21 protein-coding genes are annotated in these 24,371 nt (G+C 62.1%); 8 read left to right on the top strand and 13 right to left on the bottom strand.

From position 1 onward, the window contains the following. The first annotated feature begins 36 nt into the window (after window positions 1-36). Window positions 37-696 carry a 4Fe-4S dicluster domain-containing protein gene (locus tag EET67_RS09525; protein ID WP_128625897.1) on the top strand — a complete coding sequence of 220 codons (660 nt, stop codon included), beginning with the start codon at window positions 37-39 and terminating at the stop codon, window positions 694-696. Here EET67_RS09525 and bmt read toward each other — a convergent pair whose 3' ends face one another. Together bmt and EET67_RS09515 are read right to left on the bottom strand one after the other, a co-directional pair. Beyond that, window positions 697-1,716 (bottom strand): betaine--homocysteine S-methyltransferase, encoded by a 1,020-nt coding sequence (gene bmt / locus EET67_RS09520; RefSeq protein ID WP_128625896.1) that lies wholly within the window; start codon window positions 1,714-1,716, stop codon window positions 697-699. Window positions 1,717-1,805: 89 nt separating this feature from the next. Then, window positions 1,806-2,657, bottom strand: a complete 852-nt coding sequence (locus EET67_RS09515) for a helix-turn-helix domain-containing protein (RefSeq protein ID WP_128625895.1) — start codon at window positions 2,655-2,657, stop codon at window positions 1,806-1,808. A gap of 651 nt (window positions 2,658-3,308) precedes the next feature. Between EET67_RS09515 and EET67_RS09510 the strand changes: the two genes are divergently transcribed. Beyond that, the gene (locus EET67_RS09510; RefSeq protein WP_128625894.1) at window positions 3,309-4,322 is read left to right on the top strand and encodes a fatty acid desaturase; all 1,014 of its coding nucleotides are present in this window, start codon (window positions 3,309-3,311) and stop codon (window positions 4,320-4,322) included. Window positions 4,323-4,467: 145 nt separating this feature from the next. Continuing rightward, a complete protein-coding gene (locus EET67_RS09505) occupies window positions 4,468-5,298 on the top strand; it encodes a phosphate/phosphite/phosphonate ABC transporter substrate-binding protein (RefSeq protein WP_245450828.1) in 831 nt (276 codons plus the stop codon). Here EET67_RS09505 and EET67_RS09500 read toward each other — a convergent pair. The 4 genes from EET67_RS09500 to EET67_RS09485 form a co-directional block, all read right to left on the bottom strand. Further along, window positions 5,265-6,626 carry a M24 family metallopeptidase gene (locus tag EET67_RS09500; RefSeq protein WP_128625893.1) on the bottom strand — a complete coding sequence of 454 codons (1,362 nt, stop codon included), beginning with the start codon at window positions 6,624-6,626 and terminating at the stop codon, window positions 5,265-5,267. The genes EET67_RS09505 and EET67_RS09500 overlap by 34 nt on opposite strands. 65 nt (window positions 6,627-6,691) lie before the next feature. Next, window positions 6,692-9,271, bottom strand: coding sequence for a GcvT family protein (locus EET67_RS09495; protein ID WP_128625892.1), 2,580 nt, complete (start codon window positions 9,269-9,271; stop codon window positions 6,692-6,694). After that, complete coding sequence (locus tag EET67_RS09490) at window positions 9,268-9,750, bottom strand: endonuclease domain-containing protein (RefSeq protein ID WP_245450826.1); 483 nt, start codon at window positions 9,748-9,750, stop codon at window positions 9,268-9,270. The genes EET67_RS09495 and EET67_RS09490 overlap by 4 nt, the downstream gene beginning before the upstream one ends. Before the next feature lie 168 nt (window positions 9,751-9,918). Further along, a complete protein-coding gene (locus tag EET67_RS09485; RefSeq protein WP_128625890.1) occupies window positions 9,919-11,484 on the bottom strand; it encodes a trimethylamine methyltransferase family protein in 1,566 nt (521 codons plus the stop codon). 207 nt (window positions 11,485-11,691) lie between these two features. Here EET67_RS09485 and EET67_RS09480 point away from each other — a divergent pair, with 207 nt between their 5' ends. The 3 genes from EET67_RS09480 to EET67_RS09465 all read left to right on the top strand — a co-directional run bounded on the left by EET67_RS09480 (window position 11,692) and on the right by EET67_RS09465 (window position 14,950). After that, window positions 11,692-12,891 (top strand): MFS transporter, encoded by a 1,200-nt coding sequence (locus EET67_RS09480; protein WP_128626159.1) that lies wholly within the window; start codon window positions 11,692-11,694, stop codon window positions 12,889-12,891. Window positions 12,892-13,097: 206 nt separating this feature from the next. Next, entirely contained in the window at window positions 13,098-14,480 is a 1,383-nt protein-coding gene (locus tag EET67_RS09470; RefSeq protein ID WP_128625888.1) for an aspartate aminotransferase family protein, read from the top strand. 104 nt (window positions 14,481-14,584) lie between these two features. Continuing rightward, window positions 14,585-14,950, top strand: a complete 366-nt coding sequence (locus EET67_RS09465; RefSeq protein ID WP_128625887.1) for a hypothetical protein — start codon at window positions 14,585-14,587, stop codon at window positions 14,948-14,950. Window positions 14,951-15,216: 266 nt separating this feature from the next. Here the strand turns inward: EET67_RS09465 and mmsB are convergent, their stop codons facing one another. After that, on the bottom strand, window positions 15,217-16,101 hold the full coding sequence (gene mmsB, locus EET67_RS09460) for a 3-hydroxyisobutyrate dehydrogenase (protein ID WP_128625886.1): 885 nt from the start codon (window positions 16,099-16,101) through the stop codon (window positions 15,217-15,219). A gap of 25 nt (window positions 16,102-16,126) precedes the next feature. Beyond that, on the bottom strand, window positions 16,127-17,302 hold the full coding sequence (locus EET67_RS09455; protein ID WP_128625885.1) for an isobutyryl-CoA dehydrogenase: 1,176 nt from the start codon (window positions 17,300-17,302) through the stop codon (window positions 16,127-16,129). Window positions 17,303-17,480: 178 nt separating this feature from the next. On the opposite strand from EET67_RS09455, the gene EET67_RS09450 reads away from it, so the two are divergent. Beyond that, window positions 17,481-18,947 (top strand): cobyric acid synthase, encoded by a 1,467-nt coding sequence (locus tag EET67_RS09450; protein WP_128625884.1) that lies wholly within the window; start codon window positions 17,481-17,483, stop codon window positions 18,945-18,947. Between the two features lie 35 nt (window positions 18,948-18,982). Here EET67_RS09450 and EET67_RS09445 read toward each other — a convergent pair whose 3' ends face one another. Both EET67_RS09445 and EET67_RS09440 read right to left on the bottom strand, forming a co-directional pair. Then, window positions 18,983-19,414: a VOC family protein gene (locus EET67_RS09445; protein ID WP_128625883.1), complete on the bottom strand. Its 432-nt coding sequence runs from the start codon at window positions 19,412-19,414 to the stop codon at window positions 18,983-18,985. Between the two features lie 69 nt (window positions 19,415-19,483). Next, entirely contained in the window at window positions 19,484-20,269 is a 786-nt protein-coding gene (locus EET67_RS09440; RefSeq protein ID WP_128625882.1) for a TSUP family transporter, read from the bottom strand. A 110-nt stretch (window positions 20,270-20,379) separates the two neighbouring features. Here EET67_RS09440 and EET67_RS09435 point away from each other — a divergent pair, with 110 nt between their 5' ends. Further along, complete coding sequence (locus tag EET67_RS09435) at window positions 20,380-20,811, top strand: tellurite resistance TerB family protein (RefSeq protein ID WP_128626158.1); 432 nt, start codon at window positions 20,380-20,382, stop codon at window positions 20,809-20,811. A 19-nt stretch (window positions 20,812-20,830) separates the two neighbouring features. Here EET67_RS09435 and EET67_RS09430 read toward each other — a convergent pair whose 3' ends face one another. Genes EET67_RS09430 through EET67_RS09420 form a run of 3 tightly spaced genes read right to left on the bottom strand, consistent with a single transcriptional unit; the run spans window position 20,831 to window position 24,368 of the window. Further along, a complete protein-coding gene (locus EET67_RS09430) occupies window positions 20,831-22,555 on the bottom strand; it encodes an ABC transporter ATP-binding protein (RefSeq protein WP_128625881.1) in 1,725 nt (574 codons plus the stop codon). Beyond that, complete coding sequence (locus EET67_RS09425; RefSeq protein ID WP_128626157.1) at window positions 22,552-23,421, bottom strand: ABC transporter permease; 870 nt, start codon at window positions 23,419-23,421, stop codon at window positions 22,552-22,554. Before EET67_RS09425 ends, EET67_RS09430 begins: the two co-directional genes overlap by 4 nt. Beyond that, the gene (locus EET67_RS09420) at window positions 23,421-24,368 is read right to left on the bottom strand and encodes an ABC transporter permease (protein ID WP_128625880.1); all 948 of its coding nucleotides are present in this window, start codon (window positions 24,366-24,368) and stop codon (window positions 23,421-23,423) included. The genes EET67_RS09425 and EET67_RS09420 overlap by 1 nt, the downstream gene beginning before the upstream one ends. Window positions 24,369-24,371 lie beyond the last annotated feature (3 nt).

Raw genomic sequence — 24,371 nt, 5'->3', positions numbered from 1 at the left:
GCGGAGCGCCTTCTCCGACCCGGACAGGAAACGCTGATGGAGAAAACGCTCGCTGCACATGGTCTCATCCTGCGTGGCGGCTTCGTTTTCTCCGGCAACGAGAATGCACCGCCCGGTCCCTCAGGTGCCCCGGCACGATCGGTTCTGCTTGTCGGGCAGGCGGGAGCAGCCCCCTGGCCGCATTTCCAGCAATGGCTGGGAAGTCAGCCTGATGGCCTGGCAAATCCGCTCGATACATGGGCGCGGGAAGTCATCGGCGCGGTGGCCGAGAAATTCGGCGCCCGCGCTGTCTCGCCATCCGACAAGCCGTGGCTACCATTCCAGCAATGGGCGATGCGCGCCGAGGGCCTGAAGCCGTCGCCCTTGGGCATTCTCATGCATCCGCAATACGGACTGTGGCACGCCTATCGCGGTGCGCTGCTGTTCGACCATGAGGTCGAGATTGAGCGACCTCAGGGACAGATTCATCTTTGCGACTTATGCGTCGGAAAACCTTGCCTGAATTCCTGTCCGGTCGGAGCTTATTCGCAGTCCGGGTTCGCCTATGACAACTGCCGGTCGCATGTGCGCGGAGAGAATGGCGAGGCCTGCCGGGGCGAGGGGTGTGTGGCTCGCAATGCCTGCTCTTATGGGGCGGAATACCGCTACCCGGCCGATGAACAGACCTTCCATATGGCGAGTTTCGCCGGCCTGTGATCAGCCGCGGCGACGCCGTTCGCGGCGGGGCTCGGCGCCCTCCGCGCTTTCACCGCTCTGATTGGCTGTCTTGTTGCGCAACGGCCCGATGCGCTCGACGATCGTTTCGATGGTCGGACGCGTGCTCTTGTGGTGGGTGTCGAGCGCCTTGCGCATGGCCGCGAGGTGCTCGAAGGAGGTGCCGCAGCAGCCGCCGATGATCTTCGCGCCGCTGTCGACGGCAAGACGCACGTAATCTGCCATCAGTTCCGGCGTCCCCGAATAGCGGATCTCGGTGCCGTGAAACTGCGGAATGCCGCAATTACCCTTCACGATCACCGTGGCTTCGGGCTTGGCTTCGGTCATGTCAAGAAGCGAGGCAAGGATATCGGGCGCGCCTACGCCGCAATTTGCGCCGACTCCGACCGGCTCTTCGGCAAGTCCTTCGACCACACCGTGGATGTCCTTCGGTGCCAGGCCCATCATCGAGCGGCCGGCGGTGTCAAAGGAAACGGTGTAGGTGTAGGGCAGGCCGACATTGATGGCTGCCTGCGCGGCCGCCTTGGCTTCACCGGGCGCCGACATGGTTTCGATCCAGGCAATCTCGGCGCCGCCTTCCTTGAGACCCTTGATCTGCTCGGAGAAGGCTTCGACTGCATCGTCATAGGTCATGGTGCCGAGCGGCTCCAGAAGCTCGCCGGTCGGTCCGACGGAGCCCGCCACGACAACCTTGCGGCCGGCCTTGTCGGCGACGGCGCGGGCGATCTCGGCAGCGCGCTTGTTCAGTTCGTGGACGCGATCCTGCGCGTTGTGCAGCTTCAGGCGGTGCCGCGTGCCGCCAAACGAATTGGTGAGGATGATGTCGGCCCCGGCATCGACGAAATTCTGGTGGAGCGCGGTGATTTTTTCCGGCGCGCTCTCGTTCCACAGCTCAGGCGCCTCACCGGAGGCAAGCCCCAGGTTGAACAGGTTGGTGCCGGTGGCGCCATCGGCAAGAAGCACGCCCTTTTCGGCCAGCAGCGCCTCGATGGGGTTGGTCATGGGATGATGCCTTCCGGAAAAATGAGTGAGATAATGATATAAAGAAGTCATTATATCTAGTCAATGAACCTGAGCGTGCAAAGAACCGCCTATAGCGTGGAGAGATCCGTCTGGGCGAGCTTGCGCGCGAAATCTGCGGCTTCGTGGGCATTGATGTCGGCTCCACGGATGAGATTGTCGAAATGGCGTGTCAGCGTGCGGATCGGCGCGGTGGCGTTGAGCACCAGATACATGTCTCCGACATAGATAGCGGCCCGGTAGGGGCCGAAGATCGTATAGGGGATCGAATAGCGCGCGCGGCCATCATAAAGAAACAGACGGAAGGTCGGATAAAGGTCGTCCAGCAGCCTTGCCATATGGTTGAGTTGCGCCCGGCGCTGCTGTTCGGTAAGGCCGTCCCACACGCCGAGACCTCGCGCGAAAATCTCCAGCGTGTGGCGCGGCATGCACACTTCCATGTCGGTTTCGGGCCGCCTGCTATAGTCGATGCGGTATTGCGTCTCGATCGCCTGTGCGCGCCGGTTCCTGTTGGCAATATCGGCCTCGTAGGCCACCAGCGTCTCGGTGCGTAGCAGGTCGGGGATGCCCGCCGGCACATAGCGGATTTTCGAGCCGGCCGCCTCGGCATGCCATTTGGCGAGCAAGGTCCGGTCGAAACCTCCAGGGCCTTCCTCGATTTCCAGACTGGCGCGAATTTCTCCGGTCAGGCCTTCATCCTGGCTCAAGCCCAGCAGCCAGTCCAGCGAGACCTTGTGCTCGGCGGCAATCGTCATCAGCGTTTCGGCGCGCGGCAGCCTGGTCGTGGCGTCAGACAGGAGTTGCGACAGGGCGGAACGGTCGATGCCGACCGAAGCGGCAAAGGCCGACTGGTTCTGGCCGGAACGCTGAAGCAGCGTCTTCAGCCGCTCACGAAAAAGTCCCGAAAGATCACGCTTATCCACGGCTGGCTCCGACTAGGACCAATCGACATTCAGGTTTCGGGCGTGGCGCGAGCCGGATTTCGGTCCTGAACAGGAGAAAAGCGCAAGGCGGTGTTGACCACCGTCGAGCATTTTCGACGGTGAGGTCTCGTCTCGGGCGTAGCCCGACAAAACGTCCAGTGGACGTTTTGAGAGCTGAACGCCCGAAGGGCAGAGGGCCGAAATCCGCCGCGTCCCGAAGGGATATGGCCAAAATCGTCCATTTCCGCGTCGCGAAGCCTCGACGCAGGGCCACTGCGCCATCGGCTCTGCTCCTCGAACTGAACGATTTTTGCTCATACCACGCCTCAAATCCTGAATGTCGATTGGTCCTAGAGCATTTTGCAGCCAAGTGGACCCACTTGGCGTCGCACAAATGCGGCAAAAACAATCAGATAGAGCGGCAGCCAGGATTTATCCGGGCGTCTGCCGGTCTACCTATTTTGTGCGCAGACCCACTTCAATGCCGCAAAGGTGCGATGGTTCCGCGCTTTTGTTTATAATACACAACAATTGGCGTGCAATATGCGCAATATCAACATTTTGTGCACATTGTCGCGTTGAATCCTACCTCGGCTCCTGACATCGTCATGTCAGGACTCTTTGGAGTCCGGGCGTGGGGCTTACGAGGCAATGACAAGTAGGAAATACAAGCGGCGAAGCGAAAGGCCGTCTATCGAGTGGCCGACGGTCGTGCTTATCGCGGCAACTTATATGGCGTGGGCGGGCGCCGGCATTTTCCTCTGGCCGCTTTATCCTATTCCGGCGCTGATTCTGCTTGGCTTTATCCTGGCCATGCAATCTTCACTGATGCATGAGGCCTCGCACGGTCATCCGACCCGCAAGGCCTGGGTCAACGAAGTGCTCGTCGGCTTGCCGATCGGGCTTGTCTATCCGTTCCGCAGGTTCAAGGCGCTGCATCTGAGGCATCACGCCGACGAAAGCCTGACCGACCCGTTCGACGATCCCGAAAGCTACTATCAGGCGCTCTGGCACCATCGGGAGTTGCCGCGCGCCATGAAAGCGCTGCTCACGCTGAACAACACAATGGTCGGCCGTTTCGTGCTCGGCCCTGTCCTCGGCAGCGCGGGATTCCTGCTGGCTGAGGCAAAGCTGATTGCCGATGGCGACCGCCCTGTGCGCAAGGCATGGATGCTGCACGCGATCGGTCTTACCGTCGTCCTGCCGCTGGTGACGCTGGCCTTCGGCATCCCGCTGTGGCTTTACATCCTCGTGCCGGTCTGGCTTGGCCAATCATTCATGTCGATCCGCACCTTTGCCGAACATCAGTGGTCGGAGCGGCCGGACGGGCGTACCATCATCATCGAGCGCTCGCCGCTTGCCTTTCTTTTCCTCAACAACAACCTGCATTTCGTGCACCACAAACGGCCAACCATCGCCTGGTATGAGTTGCCTTCCCTGTTCCGCGAACAGCGGGACGAGTGGGTGCGGATGAACAAGGGGTATGTGTTCCCGAACTATCTGGCGCTGCTGAAAGCCTATGCTTTCAAGGCCAAGGAGCCGGTGGTGCACCCGGTTCTGCGCCGTGCGCCGGAAGCCGGCCGCGCTTTCAAGCCGCGGGTGCGCGGCCGCTCGGTCCATGGACTTGGCACGGTTCCCGTACCGGCCGAACCGCCCAAGGAATAGAGCAATTCCAGCAAAAGTGTGCCGCGGTTTTGCGTCCGGAATTGCGTAAAAACAAAGGGGAGGTCGTTTTTGCAGTTCGGAGAAAGCAGAAACGATCTACCCGCTTCATCTTGCCTTTGCGCCTGAACCCGTGGGAAATGCTGCCATGACATATGTTGCGGCGCTTCCCATGTATGACTGGCCCGAGAGGCGGCATGAGATCGATGCCGAGTGGGCGGAGATACGGGGCCGGTTGCGATCTGCCGGCATCGATGCGCCGCAGCATCTCACGCGCCGCAATGGCGATCTGCCTGCCGTGCCGGGTGGTATCAGGGATGGTGATGGCAATGTCATCGCCCCCGATCCGGCCACGCTGCCCCAAGACAGGCTCGACCTGCCGGCGCTATGGCGCCATCCGGGGCTTCTTCTTGCGCAGACCTGCTGGGGCCCGATGGAACTGGGATTGTCGCGGCATGTGCAGGTGATCGGTCAGCCTGACTATTCAGGCTTCGAAGGCGGGCAGGGGGAATCTTATTCGAGCGTGATCCTGATGCGGGCGGGCAACTCGGAGGAGAGCATTTCTTCTCCTTCGGATGGCCGCGCGATCATCCCTCTCGATGGCCTTCGCGACAAGCGGCTCGCCTATAATGGCGAGGATTCCATGTCGGGCATAATCGCCCTGACACGTGACCTTGCAGCAATAGGCGAAGATCTCTCTTTGTTTTCCGAGCCCATCGAGACAGGCGGACATCGCGCTTCGATGATTGCGGTTGCGCAAGGGCTTGCAGATGTCTGTGCCGCGGACTGCCGGAGCTGGGCGATGGCGCAGCGCTTCGAGCCGGCGGCGAAGCTGCTTCAACCCGTGGGCTGGACCCGTCGCCGCAAAGGCTTGCCGTTCATCACATCGATCAACACGCCGGCACCTGTAGTCGCAGCGCTGCGAAGCGTTCTCGCCCTGGCCGATCAGCGTGCCATCAGCCCGTCATCCAGCGGATAGTTCGACAGCTTTTCATTGCCGGTTTCGGTGATCAGGATCTGCTCTTCGATCTTGACGCCTTCGTGCCCGCCGAGCCGGCCGATATAGCTTTCCACGCACAGCACCATGCCGGGCTCGAGCACGCCATCGGGTGTGTCTTCGGTCCAGTCCGCCGCATGGGGCAGGGTCGGATATTCATCGGCAAGACCGACACCGTGATAAAGCACGCCATAGCGGGTAGGAAAGCAATCGGGCGGCGGGTTTTTGGCACGCTCTACCAGTCCACGGAACGATACGCCGAGTTTCATCAATTCGGTGTTGAAGGCGATCTGCTCGGCGGCGATGCGATAGAGATAGCGCTGTTCATCGCTCGGTGTTTCGTCTCCGCACAGCCATGTTCGCGACAGGTCGGCGCAAAAGCCGTAGGGACCGATGAGGTCGGTATCAAAGGCGACGAGATCGCCCGCCTCGACGATGCGCGAGGAGGATTCCTGGAACCATGGATTGGTGCGTGGACCGGACGACAGCAGGCGCGTTTCGATCCATTCGCCGCCGCGCGCGATATTGCCGCGATGCAATTCGGCCCATAGCTCGTTTTCGGAAATGCCGGGCCGCAGCGCTTCCTCCATCTCGCCCATCGCCGCCTCACAGGTCACGATCGCCCGGCGCATGCACAAGATTTCGTCGGGCGACTTGATCAGCCGGGCATTTTCCATGACGGCTTCGCCATTGCCGATCTTAATGCCACGTCGGGCAAGCTCGGTCACGCCTTCGGCATCGAGATGGTCGACGGCGATGCGCCTGTTGCCGCCGCCATGTTCCCGAACCAGTTCCTCAATCCCCGCAGCCCAGCGCCGCACCTTCATGTCGGTAAGGTCGCCGCTATAGAGATACATCCACGAAATTGCCGGACGGACCTCGTCAACGACACCCGAGTGATCGGACAGGTGCTCGCAGGAGAAATAGTCGAACAGCACGACCGGCCCTTCGGTGGCGACGAAACAATGGCGCGTCGGATTATGCGCGACCCAGAGCTGCATATTGGTGGAATCGGTCGCATACCGAATATTCACCGGGTCGTAGAGCAGGGCCCCGGCATAGTCGCGCCGCTTCAGCTCAGTGCGGATGCGCTCCAGGCGATAGCGCCGCATCGCAGCCAGGTCAGGATCGGCGATGCCGGCCCTGCGCCATTCGTCTTCCGCCAGCGCGCCATAACCCAGCACATGCTGGTTCAGGCCGGCGGCCTTGCGACGTGATGCAAGCCGCAGGCGGTCATCGGTATCGCCGGGCTCAAACGGCATGATCTTGCGATGACGGCCGAAATTTCCTGATGCGATCCGATCAGCCATGTCGACGCCATCCCTTGAGCATCGGATTTTTCCGAAAACCGGGTTCCACTTTTCGGTCCGATGCTCTAACCGCGCATCTTTTCGCCGTCCGGATCGAACAACGGCCTTGTGTTGATGCGGGCAGGGCGGCGCTGGCCGAGAATTTCGATCTCGAACAACCCTTCGCTCTCGTCATCGGCAAGAGTAGCCGGCACATAGCCCTGCGCCAGCGATTTGCGCACGTGATGGGCATAGCCGCCCGAGGTGACCCAGCCGACCACGCGCCACTCGCCATCGACAAGACCGCGAATGGAGGAAGCACCTTCGTCCGCCGCCGATACGCGCACCTCCTTGCCGGTCTCGTCGAAGCGCGGCGCGCCATAGCCATGCGGCTTGTCCACCGTGCCGTAATCGGTCGAGACCTTGGCCCAGATCGGTTCATCCCCCATCACATCAGCGTCGAGCGCGTCGACCACGAGCGAGACGCGGCGCAGCTTCGGGCCTTGCGTCTGCTCGCGGGCCGCTTCTTCCCGGCCGATGAAGTCGTTCTTTTCCATGCGGATGAAGCGCTCCATCGAGCCTTCGAACGGCCCGTAGATCGGCCGCAGCTCGCGGAACCAGGTCGGGAAATTCTTCTCCAGCCGCATGGAAAGCAGCGCGCGCATGCCGAAATCGGCGATGCCGAACTCTTTGCCCACCTCCTTGATAGCGGCATAGACAAGCCGCTGATAGGCCGGCTCCATCCAGATTTCGTAGCCGAGGTCGCCGGTATAGCTGATGCGGTTGATGATTGCTGGCGCACCGCCGACCGCCATTTCGCGGCAATCCATGAAGCGGAAGACCTTGGTCGAAACGTCCTCGTCCACCAATCTCGCCAGCAAATCCTGAGCCCGCGGGCCGGCAATGGCGAGGCCGACCAGTGTCTGGTCGAAGCGATGGATACTGATCGACTTGTCCTTGGGCAGATGCCGCTCGAACCAGCGCATGTGATATTTCTGGGCTGCCGACGAGCCCCAGATCATGAAGCGCTCTTGTCCATTCCGGCTCATATTGGCGATGGTGAAGTCGCCGATGAGCTTGCCAAACTCGTTGAGCATCGGCGTCAGCACCAGCCTGCTGGGCTTCGGCATGCGGTTGGTCATCAGCCGGTTGAGGAAATCCCCGGCGCCCGAACCCGCGACTTCATACTTCGCAAAATTGGCGATCTCGGTGACGCCGACGCTTGTCCGAACGGCCCGCACTTCATTGCCGATATGTTCGAAATCATTGGAGCGGCGGAAGGAAACCACGTCCTTCGGCTCGGTGCCCTTCGGCGCAAACCAGAGCGGTGTTTCCAGCCCCCAGCTATCGCCCATCACCGCATTGTTGGCGAGCATCGTGTCGTAGAGCGGAGTCGTTTGTGCCGGCCTTGCGGCCGGGAGCTCTTCATTGGGGAAGCGGATCGAGAAGCGGCGCGAATAATTCTCGCGCACCTTTGCGTTGGTGTAGCGCAGGGTCGCCCATTCGCCGAAGCGGGCGACATCCATGCCCCATACGTCAAATCCCGGATCGCCATTCACCATCCAGTTCGAAAGCGCCAGCCCGACGCCGCCACCCTGGCTGAAGCCGGCCATGACGGCGCAGGCACACCAGAAATTGGTCAGCCCCTGCACCGGCCCGACCAGTGGGTTGCCGTCCGGCGCGAAAGTGAAGGGCCCGTTGATGATCTGCTTGATGCCAGCATCGGCAATGCCGGGAAAATGCTTGAAGCCGATCTCCAGAGACGGCGCGATGCGGTCGATATCGGGCTGGAGCAGTTCGTGGCCGAAATCCCATGGCGTGTTGACCGGCGACCACGGCTTGCAGGCCTTTTCATAGGTGCCGAGCAGGATGCCGTTGCGTTCCTGGCGCGTATAGATCTCGCCCTTGAAATCGAGCACGCCGACCATCTCGCGGCCGGTGGCTCTGTTGAATGCCTCCACCTCGGGCATGGGCTCAGTCAGCAGATACATGTGCTCCATGGCAAGCAACGGCAGTTCGATGCCGACCATGCGGCCGACCTCGCGCGCCCACAGCCCGCCGCAATTCACCACATGCTCGGCCTTCACCGTGCCTTGCTCGGTCACGACGTTCCAAGTGCCGTCCGGTTCCTGGGTGAGTTCGACCACCCGGTTGCGCAGCACGATCTCGGCGCCCAGTTTCTGCGCCGCCTTGGCATAGGCGTGGGTCGTGCCTGAGGGGTCGAGATGGCCTTCGACCGGGTCCCACATGGCACCGACGAAATTGGTCTCGTCCATAAGCGGGAACATCGCCTTGGCTTCCGAAGGCGTGATGAGCTCGGTGTCCATGCCGAGATAGCGGCCCTTGGCATGGGCAAGGCGCAGGAAATCCATGCGTTCGGGGCTATCGGCCATCATGATGCCGCCGGTCAGATGCAGCGAGCAGGATTGGCCGGAAAGCTCCTCCAGTTCCTTGTAGAGCTGCACCGTATAGGCCTGCAGTTTTGCTACATTGGGGTCGCCGTTCAGCGTATGGAAACCGCCGGCGGCATGCCATGACGAGCCGGAAGTCAGTTCCGAACGCTCGATCAGCATCACGTCTTTCCAGCCGGCGCGGGCGAGATGATAAAGCACCGAGCAACCGACGACGCCACCGCCGATGACAACAGCTTTTGCATGGGATTTCATGATGTTAGATCCGGATTTGCATGGATTGATTCAGAGGGGCGCGCGGGACGATATCGCAGGTCGAACGCTTCGGTGGGTTCGATCAGACGACCTTCGACGGCAGAAAGGATCGTTTCGCAAACGGAGTGGCGGTGCTTCAGGACGTCGGTGTTCCAGACGCGCAGGATGGAATAGCCGCGGGCTTGCAGGAATTCGTCGCGGATGCGGTCGTGGGCACTGCCGGCATGTTGCGAGCCATCGATCTCGACGACGAGCCATCGTTCGCGGCAACAGAAATCCGCAAAGTACGGTCCAATCGGGAATTGCCGGGTAAATTTATGACCACCGAGTTTTCGGCGCTTCAGTTCGAGCCAGAGAATAGCCTCAGCTTGGTTCCCACCAACGCGTAATTTCTTCGCTCGGCTGGTCGTTCCCGCCTTGCGGCGGCTGCGTGTTCCCGCAACTTCTTCCCCCACTCCGTCGCCGCTTCGCGGCGCCACCTCTCCCCCCTCCGGAGGGAGAGGAAAGCCGCCAGGGCCGGCGAGTTCGCATCCTTCCTCTCCCCCGTCGAACGGGGGAGAGGTGGTCGGCGTAGCCGACCGGAGTGGGGGTCGATCTGGGTTGGTCATCGTTTGATCAAGTCGCGATACGCCAATTTGGTGACCTGCTCAAAAATCCGTTGGTGCGCCGCCTTCCAGACGGCGCTTTTCAACGAAGGCGTTGAGTTCCTCCTCGATCGCCGGGTCGAGCGGTGGCTTTTCGTAGCTGGCAAGGCGCTCCTTCCAGATCCGGTTGGCGCGCTCCATCGCGGTCGGGCTGCCGGCCTCCATCCAGGTCTCGTAATTGCGCCAGTCCGAGATGATCGGCGCATAGAAGGCGGTCTTGTAGCGGTCCTGCGTATGCTGCGTTCCGAAGAAATGCCCGCCCGGGCCGACCGAGCGGATGGCCTCGATGGCAAGCGCGTCTTCGGAAAGATCGAGCGGCGTCAGGAATTCGGCGACCATCTGCAAGAGATCGATATCGAGGATCATCTTCTCGTAGGAGCAGCGCAGGCCGCCTTCGAGCCAGCCGGCGGAATGGAGCATGAAATTGCCGCCGCCCTGAATGGCGCCCCACAGTGAAAATACGCTTTCGTAAGCGGCTTGCGCATCGACCGTGTTGGCGGCGCAGACATTGGAGGTGCGGTAGGGGATGTTGTAGCGCCGGGCAAGCTGGCCGCCGACAAGTTGCGCCTTCATATATTCCGGCGTGCCGAAGGCCGGCGCGCCCGACTTCATGTCGACATTGGAGGTGAAGCCGCCATAGCCCACGGGCGCGCCTTTCTTCACCATCTGGCTGAAGGCAAGGCCGGCGAGCGCCTCGGCATTCTGCTGCACCAGCGCGCCCGCTACCGTCACCGGGGCCATTGCGCCAGCCAGCGTGAAGGGCGTGACGATGACGATCTGGCCCTTGCCCGACATCTGGATGATGCCTTCCATCATCGGCACGTCCAGCTTCAGCGGCGAATTGGTGTTGATGATGGTGTAGACGGAGGGCTCGTCCTGCAACTGCTCGCGGCTGATGCCGCGCGCGATGCGGGCGATTTCGATGCCGTCGGTATTGCGCTCCTTGCCGAGCGAGTAGATGTGGAAGGCCTTGTCGGTAAAGGTCACGAAGTCGCGAATGCACTCCAGGTGGCGCACCGAAGGGTGGATATCGACCGGCTCGACCGGATAGCCGCCGGTGGTGTTCAGGATGTTGTGCATCTGCGCAAGTTTCAGGAAATTGCGGAAGTCGGCCTGATTTCCTGGGCGGCGGCCACCATCCATATCAGAGCAGTTCGGCGCCGAACCCATCTGCGCGAAGATGAGATTGTTGCCGCCAAAGCGCACATTGTGAGCCGGGTTGCGCGCATGCAGCGTGAATTCGGATGGGCAGGACGCCATCAGCTCCATGATCATGTCGCTGTCGAAGCGGACGCGCTCGCTGCCGTCACGCACATCGGCGCCATGGCGCTTCATGATGGCGCGCGCTTCCTCATGCAGTACCTCTACGCCGATCTCCTTCAGCACGCGCAGCGACGCCAGATGGATCGATTCCAACTCGTCATCCGAGACGATTCGTGTCGGTTCGAACGGAATCTTGAGCTGGCGAAAGGGTGGTTGCTCGAAGGTGGCCGACGCTCCGGCCCTCTTTCCGGCCCGCCCGCCACGGCGTGTGTGATCGGGGGAGGGTGGAGTGAAGGCGGCAGTCATGGCAGTCCTCGCATTGGCGCAACGAGGCCGCATAATGGACCGGCGTAAAGCTTGTCAGTGCCGATGCGACGACCCGTTGGGCAAGCAAAGCGACATCGGGAAGCGGCGACTGTCGCTGGCCCTGCCGATTGATGCCGGCTGTCGCAGCAGCGCAGGCGGCGCGATGGCTATATGCTCCGCTGCCTGAAGCAGGGGATGCGCGTGAACATGTCTGTAGTCGCTGAAGATGCCGGTCCACCGCGCTGGGCAGCGCTCGCCGGCGTAACGGCTGCGCTTTCCATGTTCGGTGTCGCGCAGGGGCTCAGCTATCCGCTGTTTACCTTGCTGATGCAACAACAGGGGCTTTCCCCGGCAACGATCGGGCTTTCGGCGGCGATGATGCCGCTCGGACTCATTCTTTCGGCATCCTTCGTGCCGAAAGCAGTGCAGGTGCTTGGTGCGCGCGCATTGGCAGTCGGTTGCGCGCTTTTGGGCTCGGTCTGCTTCTTTGCAATCGGATTTCTGCAGGACTGGGTCGCGTGGTTCGTTATCCGCTTCCTGCTCGGCCTGATCATCAACCCGCTCTACATTCTGGGCGAGGTCTGGGCGCTGGCGCTTGCTCCGCCCGCGCGGCGCGGCAGGGTAATGGGCGTGTTCAACGCATTGATGGGTGCAGGCTATGCTGCCGGGCCGCTGGCGCTGGCGATGACAGGCATCAATGGCTGGCCGCCGTTCCTGGTGGGCGTTGGCGGATTTGCCGCCTGCGCGGCAGTGCTGTTTATCGTCTCGGCAGGGCTTCCCGGCTTCGAAGCGCCCAAAAGCCAAGCAGCGGAGAGCGATGATAAGGACAGGGTTGGCGGCGTCATCTGGTTTGCCAGTCTTGCACCGGCGCTGCTGGTAGCCGTCACCGTCTCTTCGGCAACACAGCAAAGCGCATATTCCATGCTCCCGGTGTTCGGGGCGGGCTACGGGCTGACGGCGGCGGCGTTGGCCGCGCTCATCACCGCATTGTCGGCCGGCAACATCCTGCTCCAGATACCTCTCGGGCTTGCGGCCGAACGCTTCGGCGGCCGCGCCATGGTCGTCGCCTGTGCGCTGACGACCGCAATCTGCGCACTGCTGCTGCCATCGCTCATTCTGACGCCCTTCATCTGGCCGCTGCTTACCGTGATGGGCGGTGTGGGCTATGGGATCTATACCATGGCGCTGGTCGAGCTTGGAGGCCGCTTCAAGGGCCTTGCCCTTGTCGCCGGCAATGCCGCTTTTGCGCTGATGTGGGGCCTTGGCGGTATGATCGGGCCTCCTGTGGCCGGATCTCTGATGCAGGCCGTGGGGCCGGTCGGGTTGCCGCTGGTGATCGCCGGATTGACCGGCGCATTGGTCGGTTTTGCGCTTTACCGGGCAGCGCGCCGCAGCGCCAAGGGTTGAACCGCGCCCGCGCTCTCGGTTACACTCTTTCCATGCAGGAGTGCTGCTTTCATACGATTGTGGAGCACGTTGCCGTCACGCCGTCGCCGCGTACGCGCCACGCCGAACTTCTGCGCCTGTGCGCGCGCATAGGCTATTCGCCGCCTTTCCTTCGTTGATGCTCGCCCCGGCCTTGCCGGATTGAATCAACTGGAAGGATCAACCCAATGACTTACCAGAATTTTTCGCTATCGCAGTTGCAGGCGATAGATAATGCGCATCACCTTCATCCCTTCACCGACCACAAGGACCTGCGCGGAACCGGTGCGCGCATGATCACGCATGCCAACGGCCCGTTCATCTATGATTCCGAGGGCAAGGAACTGCTCGACGGTATGGCCGGCCTGTGGTGCGTCAATGTCGGCTATGGCCGCAACGAACTGGCAGAAGCCGCCTACAGCCAGATGAAGGAACTGCCCTATTACAATTCCTTCTTCCGCTGCTCGACGCCGACGCCGGTGCTTTTGGCCAAGAAACTTGCCGAGATCGCGCCCAAACATATCAACCAGGTGTTCTACGGCTCATCGGGCTCGGAATCGAACGACACGGCGCTGCGTCTCGTCCGGCACTACTGGGTTCTGGAGGGCAAGCCGCAGAAGAACCGCATCATTTCCCGCGAGATGGCCTATCACGGCTCCACCGTCGCCGGCTCGTCGCTTGGAGGTATGTCGGGCATGCATGAGCAGCTTGGCGGCGCGGTGCCCAATATCGTCCATGTGATGATGCCCTATGCCTATGAACTGGCCGAGCCGGGCGAGAGCGACCATGATTTCGGCCTGCGCGCGGCAAAGGCCGTCGAGGATGCGATCCTCGAAGCCCGCCCCGATAATGTCGCAGCCTTCATCGGCGAGCCGATCCAGGGTGCTGGCGGCGTCAAGATCCCGCCGGCAAGCTATTGGCCGGAAGTGCAGCGCATCTGCCGCAAATATGATGTGCTCCTGATGCTGGATGAGGTCATCACCGGCTATGGCCGCACCGGCGAATGGTTCGCGGCGCAGTCCATGGGCATCGAGCCGGATATGATCACCACAGCCAAGGCGCTCACCTCGGGCTATCAGCCGCTTTCGGCGCTGCTGGTGGGCGACCGCATCGCCAATACGCTGGTGGAAAAGGGCGGCGAGTTCAACCATGGCTACACCTATTCCGGCCATCCGGTCTGCTGTGCGGTCGCACTGAAGAACCTGGAAATCATCGAGCAGGAAGGGCTGATCGAGCGCGTCAGGACCGATACCGGGCCATATTTCGCGCAGATGCTGAAGGAGCGCGTCTCTAGCCATCCGCTGGTCGGCGAAGTCCGCAGCTTCGGGCTGATGGGGGCAATCGAGATCGTCAAGGACAAGGCGACGCGCGAGCGCTTCGAGCCGGTCGGCAGTGCCGCCGTGGTCGTGCGCGACCATGCCATCGCCAACGGCATGATGATGCGAGCAACCGGCGATTCGATGATCCTGTCGCCGCCGCTGATCTGGACGCGCGAAACCATCGACATGGCTGGCGAGCGCATCGTGAAAGCGCTCGATCTTGCCGAGGCTGACCTGCGCAAAGCCGGATAACACAGCAAGGCGGGCAGAAGTTGTCTGCCCGCCTTGCTTCGGAACATCCATAACTGCGGTGCGTTGTCGGTTGCTGCCAGCGCAGCCGGGTGCGGGGATTTTTCATGACAAGTCGAAGAAGCTACAGGGCGACGCGCGAGGCGATGGCGATCGGCCACGATCTGATGCTTGCGCCGATGGTTATGGCCATGCGGCTGCCGTTGATGGCTATGGAAGCGCGGGACAAGAACCTCTGGGGTGTCGAGACCACCCGTGCGATCAGCGAGAAGAATGCGGCGCTGGTCGAAGGGATCGCCGCCGCGCAAATGTCGCTGCTGCGTTCAGCCACGGCGTTCTGGTTCGATGTCGCTGCCGGCAGAACGCCGGCGCTCATGAATGGCGCTGCGGTCGAACGGTCGATGAGGGCGGCAATGAAGCCGGCCAGCCGTCAGGTGAAGGCGAATTATCGCCGCCTGTCCAAATCAGGTTGAACAACAGGCAAAAACCGCGCCCATCCGATTTGCGGAGGGAACACGGCTTTGCCACTTGAACGCATGGCCCTTCGCGACTGAATACGCTGCGAAGGTACGGCTCCGGTACGCGAGACCTGATCCGGAGCGGTGGGCGGCTGCGATTTGGCCGCCTGCAAACGGTTCTAGCGGGACATCGTTACCGCGTGGTTAGCGAGAGCTTAATCAAACCTAAATTTGAGGTTTTTTCGGCTTATTTTTGAATAAAATGCGACGGCTATTCGTTGCTAAGAGGCTTTTCCGCGCAGGAAATTTATGATGCCGGAAAAATCTGTGCTGCCGCCGCCCTGCGCGTTGAACAGGGCATAGAGTTGGGCGGCCTCCGCGCCGAGCGGCGTGACCGCGCCGGCGCCTTGTGCGGCTTCCTGGGAGAGCTTCAAATCCTTCAACATCAGGGCGGCGGCAAAGCCGGGCTTGTAGTCGCGATTGGCAGGGGAGGCTGGGACCGGGCCGGGCACGGGGCAGTAGCTCGTCAGTGACCAGCACTGGCCTGAGGAAGTGGAAGCGACGTCGAACAATGCCTGATGCGACAGGCCGAGCTTTTCGGCAAGCACGAAAGCTTCCGCCACGCCGATCATCGAAATGCCGAGGATCATATTGTTGCAGATCTTGGCCGCCTGGCCGGCGCCGCCGTCGCCGCAATGCACGATGCGGCCTGCCATCGGCTTCAGCACCGGCTCGGCCTTGGCAAAGGCCTCAGCCGAACCGCCGGCCATGAAGGTCAGCGTGCCGGCGGTCGCGCCGCCGGTTCCGCCGGAAACCGGCGCATCTACGGAAAGCAGGCCGTGCTTGGCGGCAATGGCATGAGCCTTGCGCGCCGAATCCACGTCGATGGTCGAGGAATCGATGAAAAGCGCGCCTTTTTCGGCCTTTGGCGCGATGTCCTCATAGACTGACAGCACATGCTTGCCGGCGGGCAGCATGGTGATGACGATTTCCGCACCCTTCACCGCCGCCACCGCATTGGCCATGACGGTGACACCGTGTTCGCGCGCGATCGTCAAGTTCTCGGGCACGAGGTCGAAGCCATGCACTTCGTGACCCGCCTTGACCAGATTGGCGGCCATCGGATTGCCCATATTACCAAGCCCGATGAAGGCGATTGTCGTCATGTCTGCTTCTCCCGGATGTTGTTCTTCAGCGCCCGATCAGGGCGCGCGCGATGATGACGCGCATGATTTCATTGGTGCCTTCGAGGATCTGGTGGACGCGCAGGTCGCGCACCAGCTTTTCCACGCCGTAATCGTGCAGATAGCCATAGCCGCCATGCAGCTGCAGCGCATCATTGGCGACGTTGAAGCCAGTATCGGTGACGAAGCGCTTGGCCATGGCCGACCATTTGCTGGCATCATGGGCCTTGCGGTCGAGCTTGGAGGCAGCCGTGTAAAGGAAGATACGCGCCGCCTGCAGTTCCGTTTCCATGTCGGCCAGCTTGAACTGCAGCGCCTGGAACTGGTTGATCGTCTTGCCGAAGGCCTTGCGTTCGGCAGTGTAGCCCACCGCCTTGTCGAGCGCGGCTTGTGCGCCGCCAAGCGAACAGGCGGCGATGTTGAGCCGTCCGCCGTCGAGCCCGGCCATGGCGATGCGGAAGCCTTCGCCTTCGTCGGAAAGCAGGTTTTCGGCCGGCACCTTGCAATCCTCGAAAATCACCTGCCGCGTGGACTGCATGTGCCAGCCCATCTTGTTTTCAAGCGCCCCGAAAGAGAGGCCCGGCGCGTCCTTTGGCACCACGAGCGTGGAGACGCCTTTCGGCCCGTCCTCGCCGGTGCGGACCATGGTGACGTAGAGGTCAGTGTCACCGGCACCGGAAATGAACTGCTTGGCACCGTTGAGCACATAATCGCTGCCATTGCCGCCGCTGCGAACCGCGCGGGTCTTCAAGGCGGCCGCATCCGATCCCGATCCCGGCTCGGTCAGGCAATAGCTCGCCAGCCATTCCATGGAGGTCAGTTTCGGCAAAAAGCGCTGGCGCTGCTCGTCATTGCCGAAGCGGTCGATCATCCATGACGCCATGTTGTGGATCGAAATGAAGGATGAAAAGGCCGGGCAGGCCTTTGACAGCGCTTCGAACACCAGCACCGCGTCGAGCCGACCCAGAGCCGAGCCGCCGACGTCGTCGCGCACATAGATGCCGCCAAGGCCGAGAGCGCCGGTTTCGCGAATCACGTCAGCTGGAAAATGGCGGTTCCGATCCCATTCGAGCGCATTGGGTGCCACGCGGTCTTGTGCGAAAGCCTCGGCCATTTCCTGAATGGCGCGCTGATCCTCATTGAGATCGAACTGGCCGGCGGTCGCGTCGACGCTGGTATTCATCGCGTCCTCCCTGAATTTTTTCTATGCGCGAGCGCCAATCTAGACCAATGATGCGCCCACGCAAGCGGACCTGATGAGCAGCGGCTGTGCGTATTTTGATAGGCGGGAATATTCAGTGACGACATTTTTAGACAGGCCGACTGGAACCGTCCCCGTCGCATGTGGGAGTGCTTGAGCCATGGCAAAGGCGATCATGCTGCAAGGCACCGGGTCTGATGTCGGCAAGACCGTGCTGGTAGCCGGGCTCTGCCGGGCAGCAAGAAATCGCGGGCTCAGGGTCAGGCCCTTCAAGCCGCAGAACATGTCCAACAATGCCGCCGTAGCCGATATTCCGGGTGAGGCCGGCGGCGAGATCGGCCGGGCGCAGTGGCTTCAGGCGATCGCCTGCGGCGTGGCCCCTTCGATCCACATGAACCCGGTGCTGCTGAAGCCGCAGACTGATATCGGCGCACAGGTCATCGTGCAGGGGAAGGTGTTCGGCGAGGCGAAGGCGCGCGACTATCAGGCGCTCAAGGGCAGGCTGATCCATGCAGTCATGGATTCCTGGGAAAGACTGGGAGCCGAAGCCGACCTCGTCATTGTCGAGGGGGCGGGCTCGCCGGCCGAGATCAATCTGCGCGACCGCGACATCGCCAATATGGGTTTTGCCACGCGCGCCGATGTGCCGGTGGTGCTGGTCGGCGATATCGACAGGGGCGGGGTGATCGCGTCTATCGCCGGCACGCATCTGATCCTGCCGGAAGAAGACCGTCGCATGATCGTCGGCTATCTGATCAACAAGTTTCGTGGCGATGTTTCGCTGTTCGAAGACGGCATCACCGCCATGGGCCGCTTCACCGGCTGGCCCTGCTTCGGCGTCGTGCCGTGGCTGAAGGCGGCCGCACTGCTGCCCTCGGAGGATGCGGTGACGCTTGAGCGGCTGGCGGAAGGCAAGCAACGGGCGCTCAAGATTGCAGTGCCGCTGCTTGGCCGCATTGCCAATTTTGACGACCTCGATCCGCTGCGCGCCGAACCGCAGGTGGAAGTCGTATTCGTGCCGCCGGGGCGCAGATTGCCTGCGGATGCCGGACTGGTGGTGATACCCGGCTCCAAATCGACCATCGGCGACCTCATCGCCTTCCGCGCCAATGGCTGGGACCGGGACCTCATCGAACATCGCAGCCGTGGCGGCCATGTCGTCGGCATTTGCGGCGGCTACCAGATGCTTGGCCGCGTGGTGCGTGATCCGCATGGCATCGAGGGCAGTGCGAAGGAAACGGAAGGGCTTGGCCTGCTGGATGTCGAGACGGTGATGGAGCCGCAAAAGACGGTGCGCAACGTGACCGCGCAGTCGGTGCATTTTAGCGAGCCGCTATCCGGCTATGAAATCCATCTGGGCGCAACTCAGGGTGCCGATTGCCGACGCCCGGTCGTCACCATCAACGGCATCGATGACGGGGCCACATCTGCCGACGGCAAGGTGTTCGGGACCTATCTGCATGGCTTGTTCGGAGCGGACGGCTTCCGCGGAAAATTCCTCGAAAGCCTCGGCGTCGAGGGCGGCGGCATCGACTATCGCGCGGAGGTCGAGCGCGCACTGGACGAGATTGCGGCGCATCTGGAGATGCATCTCGACTGCGACGCGATTTTTGCTGCGGCGCGGTGAGAGCGACGAAGCTGCCTCCCGGCTTTTTATGGAAGCTATGCGGCCGGTTCGTCCGCCTTCGGCCAATAGGTGCCGAACGACCAGACATTGCCTTCCGGATCGGCGCAGATGAACTCGCGGCTACCATAGTCGCGGTCGGTCGGCTCTTCCAGTATCTGCGCGCCGGCCGCCTTGGCGCGGGTATAGAGCGCGTCGGCATCGTCCACGGCGACATAGACGGATTTCCCACCATTTTGGCCGGGCTCGCCGACCATCCTGCCATAGGCATCGTCGCGCACCGTACCGAGCATGATCATCGAGGAACCGAGCGCCAGCTGCGCATGCTGGATGACGCCGGTCTCGTCTGCGTATTTGGCGTGGACCGTGAAGCCGAAGGCGTTGTCGAGCCAGTCGATCATTCTGGCGGCGTCTTTGTAGCGAAAGGTCGGGAAAATGCGCGGAGGCTCGATCAGGGCGCGGGTAACCATGTGCTTCTCCTGAGGCAGTTGCAGGACGCCCTCCGCCGAATGTCCCTTTCGGAAAATAGCGCTGATGCCTCAGAAGCCAACCATTGCCCGTAGCGGCTGTGCAGGGTCCATCAGCAGTCTGATTGCCAGGACGAGGCAGGTGAGCACCAGAAGCGGCTTGATCAGCTTCGAGCCGTTGCGAATGGCCATCCCGGCCCCTAGGCGCGCGCCGATGAATTGCGCCACGCCCATGATCAGCCCGATCTTCCAGATCACGGCGCCGGCAAACAGGAAGACGAAGAAACTGCCGATATTTGAGGCGAAGTTGAGCAGCTTGGTATGGGCCGTGGCTTTAAGCACGCCGTATCCGGCCAGCGTGACAAAGGCCAGCATGAAGAACGAGCCGGTGCCCGGACCGAAGACGCCATCATAAAAGCCGATGATCGGCACGATAACGAGCCCGAACAGGAAGGGCGTCAGCCGATGGGCACGGTCGATATCGTCCATATTGGGCTTCAAGGCAAAAAACAGCGCGATCGCTACCAGGATGAAGGGCAGGACTGCTTTCAGGAGATCGCCCGGCAGCACCGTGGCGAGCGCTGCGCCTGCCGCCCCACCCAGGAAGGACAGCAGGGCGGAGGGCAATTGGTGGCGCAGGTCGACATGCCCCTTGGCGGCATAGGTGATCGTTGCCGAACCTGAGCCGAACAATCCCTGCAGCTTGTTGGTACCAAGCGCCTCCACTGGACTGAGACCCGAGATGAGCAGGGCGGGGATCGTGATCAGTCCGCCGCCGCCGGCAATCGAATCGATGAAGCCGGCCAGCAGTGCTGCAACGGCCAGCATGACAATCATCTCGGTGGCAGGGTCGAACATCAAACTGCGATGACAGAGGAGAATTGCCCCGCTTCGACCACATGGAGCCGGTTTGCGCAAGGCGCATTTCGCGCTACCAGTTCAAATGGGGGCACAGCGACGAGGATTCCATGGCGACGGCTTTGTTGACGCAGATACGCAACCTGTTTGAGGGCGACCCGGGCGTGCGCAAGGTTGCCGACGACCCGGCCCTGACGGCCGAACTGCTGCTGCTTTTCCGCATGATCCTGGCAGATGGCACGGCAAATGACAGAGAAATGGCGGTTTTTCGGCGCATTTGTACCGAAAAATTCGAGATTTCGGGCAAAAGTCTCGATGCTGTGGTCGAATATCTCAACGATTTTGGCTATGAAATCACCGGAACGCAGGCAATCGCGGTGTTTGCCGAACTCGATGTCGAGCGGCGCAGGAGCCTGGCGCGCCACATGGCGGATATCGCCAAGGCGGACTCGCAGCTGGAGCAAAGTGAAATACGCCTGTTGCGCCGCACGCTCGAAATGCTCGGCCTCAGCCCGGCCGATGTGACGCGGCCTGCGGACTGAATCAACCACGCTGCACCGCTTATCCCTGCTCTTGAAGGCGCCGGGCGATGGCGCGCCGCAGATCCGGCGTGGCTGAGACCAGCGCCTTCGCCGCTTCCGATTGAGGGTTGTCGAGGACTTCGCCGGTGCGGCCGCGCTCGACGATCCTGCCCTCATGCATCACCATGACGTCGTCGGTGATGGCACGGGCAACCGTCAGGTCGTGCGTGATGAACAGATAGGCGATACCAAGCCGCTGGTTGAGATCGGCGAACAGATCGAGGATTTGCGCGCGGATCGACACATCCAGCGCCGAAACCGGCTCGTCGGCGACGACAAGCCGTGGCCTTGTGATGATGGCGCGGGCAATCGACAGGCGCTGGCGCTGGCCACCCGAGAATTCATGCGGATATTTGCCCATGTCGGAAGGCTGCAGGCCGACCTCATGGAGCGCCCGCGCCACCAATTCGCGCCTTTCGGCCCCGCTTGGTTGCTTCTCGAGAACATGCAGCGGTTCGGCCACGAGCCGTTCGACGCTGTGGCGCGGATCGAAGGAGCCGTATGGGTCCTGGAACACCACCTGCATATTGCGGCGCGCCGGCTTGAGTTCCGCTTCCGGCTTGCCGGTCAGTTCCTTGCCCAGCAGGTGGATTGCGCCGGAGGTCGGCCGGTCAAGCGCCAGGATCATGCGCGCAAGCGTTGATTTTCCGCAGCCTGAGCGACCGACCAGCGCCACGGATTGGCCGGGCCGCATCGAAAACGAGACATCGTCCACCGCGCGCGTCGGCGCGGCGCGGCGAAACAGGGAAAGGCGACGGCCCGGATAGTCGCGGGTGAGGTTTTCGACGCAGAGGAGGGGGACGGCGTTACCCTCCCCCTTGTGGGGAGGGTCGGTCGACAAAGTCGGCCGGGGTGGGGGTACTGAAACGCTCGACACCCCCACCCCGGCGCTACGCGCCGACCCTCCCCACAGGGGGGAGGGTAAAGGGTGGCGTGCCGGCACATGCATGGAGGCGCGAGCCAGTTGGCGTGTGTAAGGGTGGGATTGTGCCGACAGGATGGGCGCCGTCTCGCCAGCTTCCATGACCTCGCCATGGCGCAATATGGTGATGCGGTCGGCCATTTCGGTGACCACGGCCAGATCGTGAGAGATCAGCAGCAGCGCCATGCGGTTTTCGGCGACGAGATCGCGCAGCAGGTCGAGGATCTGCGCCTGCAGCACTACGTCGAGGGCGGTGGTCGGCTCATCGGCAATCAGCAGTTTCGGGTTCAGTGCGCAGGCGATGGCGATGACGACACGTTGCCGCTGCCCGCCGGACAGTTCATGCGGGTAGCGTGACAGCGGAAATTTGGCAGCCGGCAGCCCAACGCGGCCCAGTATGCGCCGCGTGCGCTCCTCGGCTTCGGCGCGGCTTACGCGGGTATGCCAGCGAATGCCTTCCGACACCTGCTCGCCAATGGTCTTGACCGGATTGAGCGCGGTCATGGGCTCCTGGAATACCATGCCGATGTCATCGCCGCGCAGGCGGCACATCTGGTCTTCACTGGCTCGCAGGATATCGGTGCCGTCGAAACGGACCTTGCCCGATGCCTTTGCCGCATCCGGCAGCAACTGCATGACGGTCAGGGCCGTCATCGATTTGCCGGAACCGGATTCGCCGACGAGTCCCATCACTTCGCCCTGGGCGAGCGTCAGGTCGATATCCTTGAGGATCGGCGTCGAGCCGATGTTGAGCGACAGATTCTCGATCTCCAGCAGGCTCATTGCCGCCGCCTCAGCTTGGGATCGATGATGTCGCTGATGCCGTCGCCGAGCAGGTTCAGCCCAAGCACGGTGAAGACGATGGCAAAGCCGGGAAACAGCGCCAGATAGGGCGCAACCATCATGCGGGTCTGCGCGTCGAACAGCATCCGTCCCCAGCTTGGCATAGGTGGTTGAACACCCAGCCCGAGATAGGAAAGGCCGGCCTCGGCCAGAATCCCGAGCGCAAACTGGATTGTGCCCTGCACCAGGAGCAGGTTGGCGATGTTGGGCAATATGTGCTCGGTCGTGATGCGCGCCTTGCCCTTGCCGGCGGCCCGCGCGGCGAGGATGAATTCGCGTGGCCAGATCGCCAGCGCGCCGGCGCGGGCAACACGGGCAAAGACCGGGATGTTGAAGATGCCGATGGCAATGATGGCGTTGACGGCGCCGGGCCCGAAGATCGCGGTGATCATGATGGCCGACAGCAAGGCAGGAAAGGCAAATACCAGGTCGTTGAAGCGCATCAGCACCTCATCGACGATGCCGCCGCGTGCGGCCGCCCAGCAGCCGAGCGGCACGCCGATGCCCATGCCGATGCCGACTGCCACGAAGGCAACCGCGATCGAATTGCGTGACCCCACCATGATCATCGACAGCACATCGCGGCCGAAATGATCGGTGCCGAAGAGATGGCTTGCCGATGGCGGCAGCATCCGGTCGCCGACGACCAGCCTGGTGACGTCATAGGGTGTCCAGACGAAAGAGAGTGCCGCCATGGCGGCGACAAGCAGCGTAATGAGAAGGCCGACCACGAAGGAGCGGTTGCGCAATGCCCGGCTGGCGAAAGTCCGCCAGGTTTCCTGCGGTGGGGCGGCGACCGGCATCATCATTGCCGCGCCCTCAGTCGCGGGTCTATCGCCGCGTAGGATAGATCGACCAGAAAATTGACCAGAACGACCGCGGCGACCAGCAGCATGACGACGCTTTCGACCACGATCAGGTCGCGCTGGGTAATCGCCTGGAAGATCAGGCGGCCGAGGCCGGGAAGATAGAAGACATTCTCGATGATGATGGTGCCGGCCAGCAAGAAGGTAAATTGCAGCCCCATGATGGTCACGACCGGAATCATGGCATTGCGCAAGGCATGCCGCCACAGCACATGGCGGCGCGGCATGCCCTTGGCGCGCGCAGTGCGGATATAATCCTCACTCATCACGTCGAGCATGGCCGAACGGGTCACGCGCGCCAGGATGGCCGCCTGCGGCAGTGCCAAGGCTATTGCAGGCAAAAGCAGCGACTTCAGCGCTGGCCAGAAGCCACTCTCCCAGCCTGGGAAGCCGCCCGCAGGCACCAGCCGCAGCCACACCGCGAAGACATAGATCAGGAGCAGCGCGAACCAGAAATTCGGCACCGCCACACCGATCTGGGCGGCCCCCATCGAGATCGTATCGGCGGTTTGGCCGCGTCGGGCGGCCGAGAATATGCCGACTGGAATGGCAATCAGCGTTGATAGAGCAAGCGCGATCAGTGCCAAGGGGAGCGAGACAACCAGTCTTTCGCTGACGAGTTCGAGGACCGGCACGGAATAGGTGTAGGATTTGCCGAAATCGAGCGCCAGCATTCCGCTGGCCCAATCGAGGTAACGGACCGCCAGCGGCTGGTCGAGCCCCATCTGGTCGCGCAACACCTGCACGGTCTCGGCGCTGGCATTCATGCCGAGCATCAGCCGGGCAGGGTCACCGGGCACGACCTCCAGCACGCCGAAGACCACAATCGAGGCGGCAACCAGCGTTGCCAGACCTGCGATCAGCCTTTTGACGAGATAGGCGGTCATGAA

Source organism: Borborobacter arsenicus (assembly GCF_003934165.1).
Lineage (GTDB): Bacteria > Pseudomonadota > Alphaproteobacteria > Rhizobiales > Rhizobiaceae > Pseudaminobacter > Pseudaminobacter arsenicus.
The sequence above is the reverse complement of the archived record's forward strand: the minus strand, read 5'-3'. Positions and strand labels throughout refer to the sequence as shown.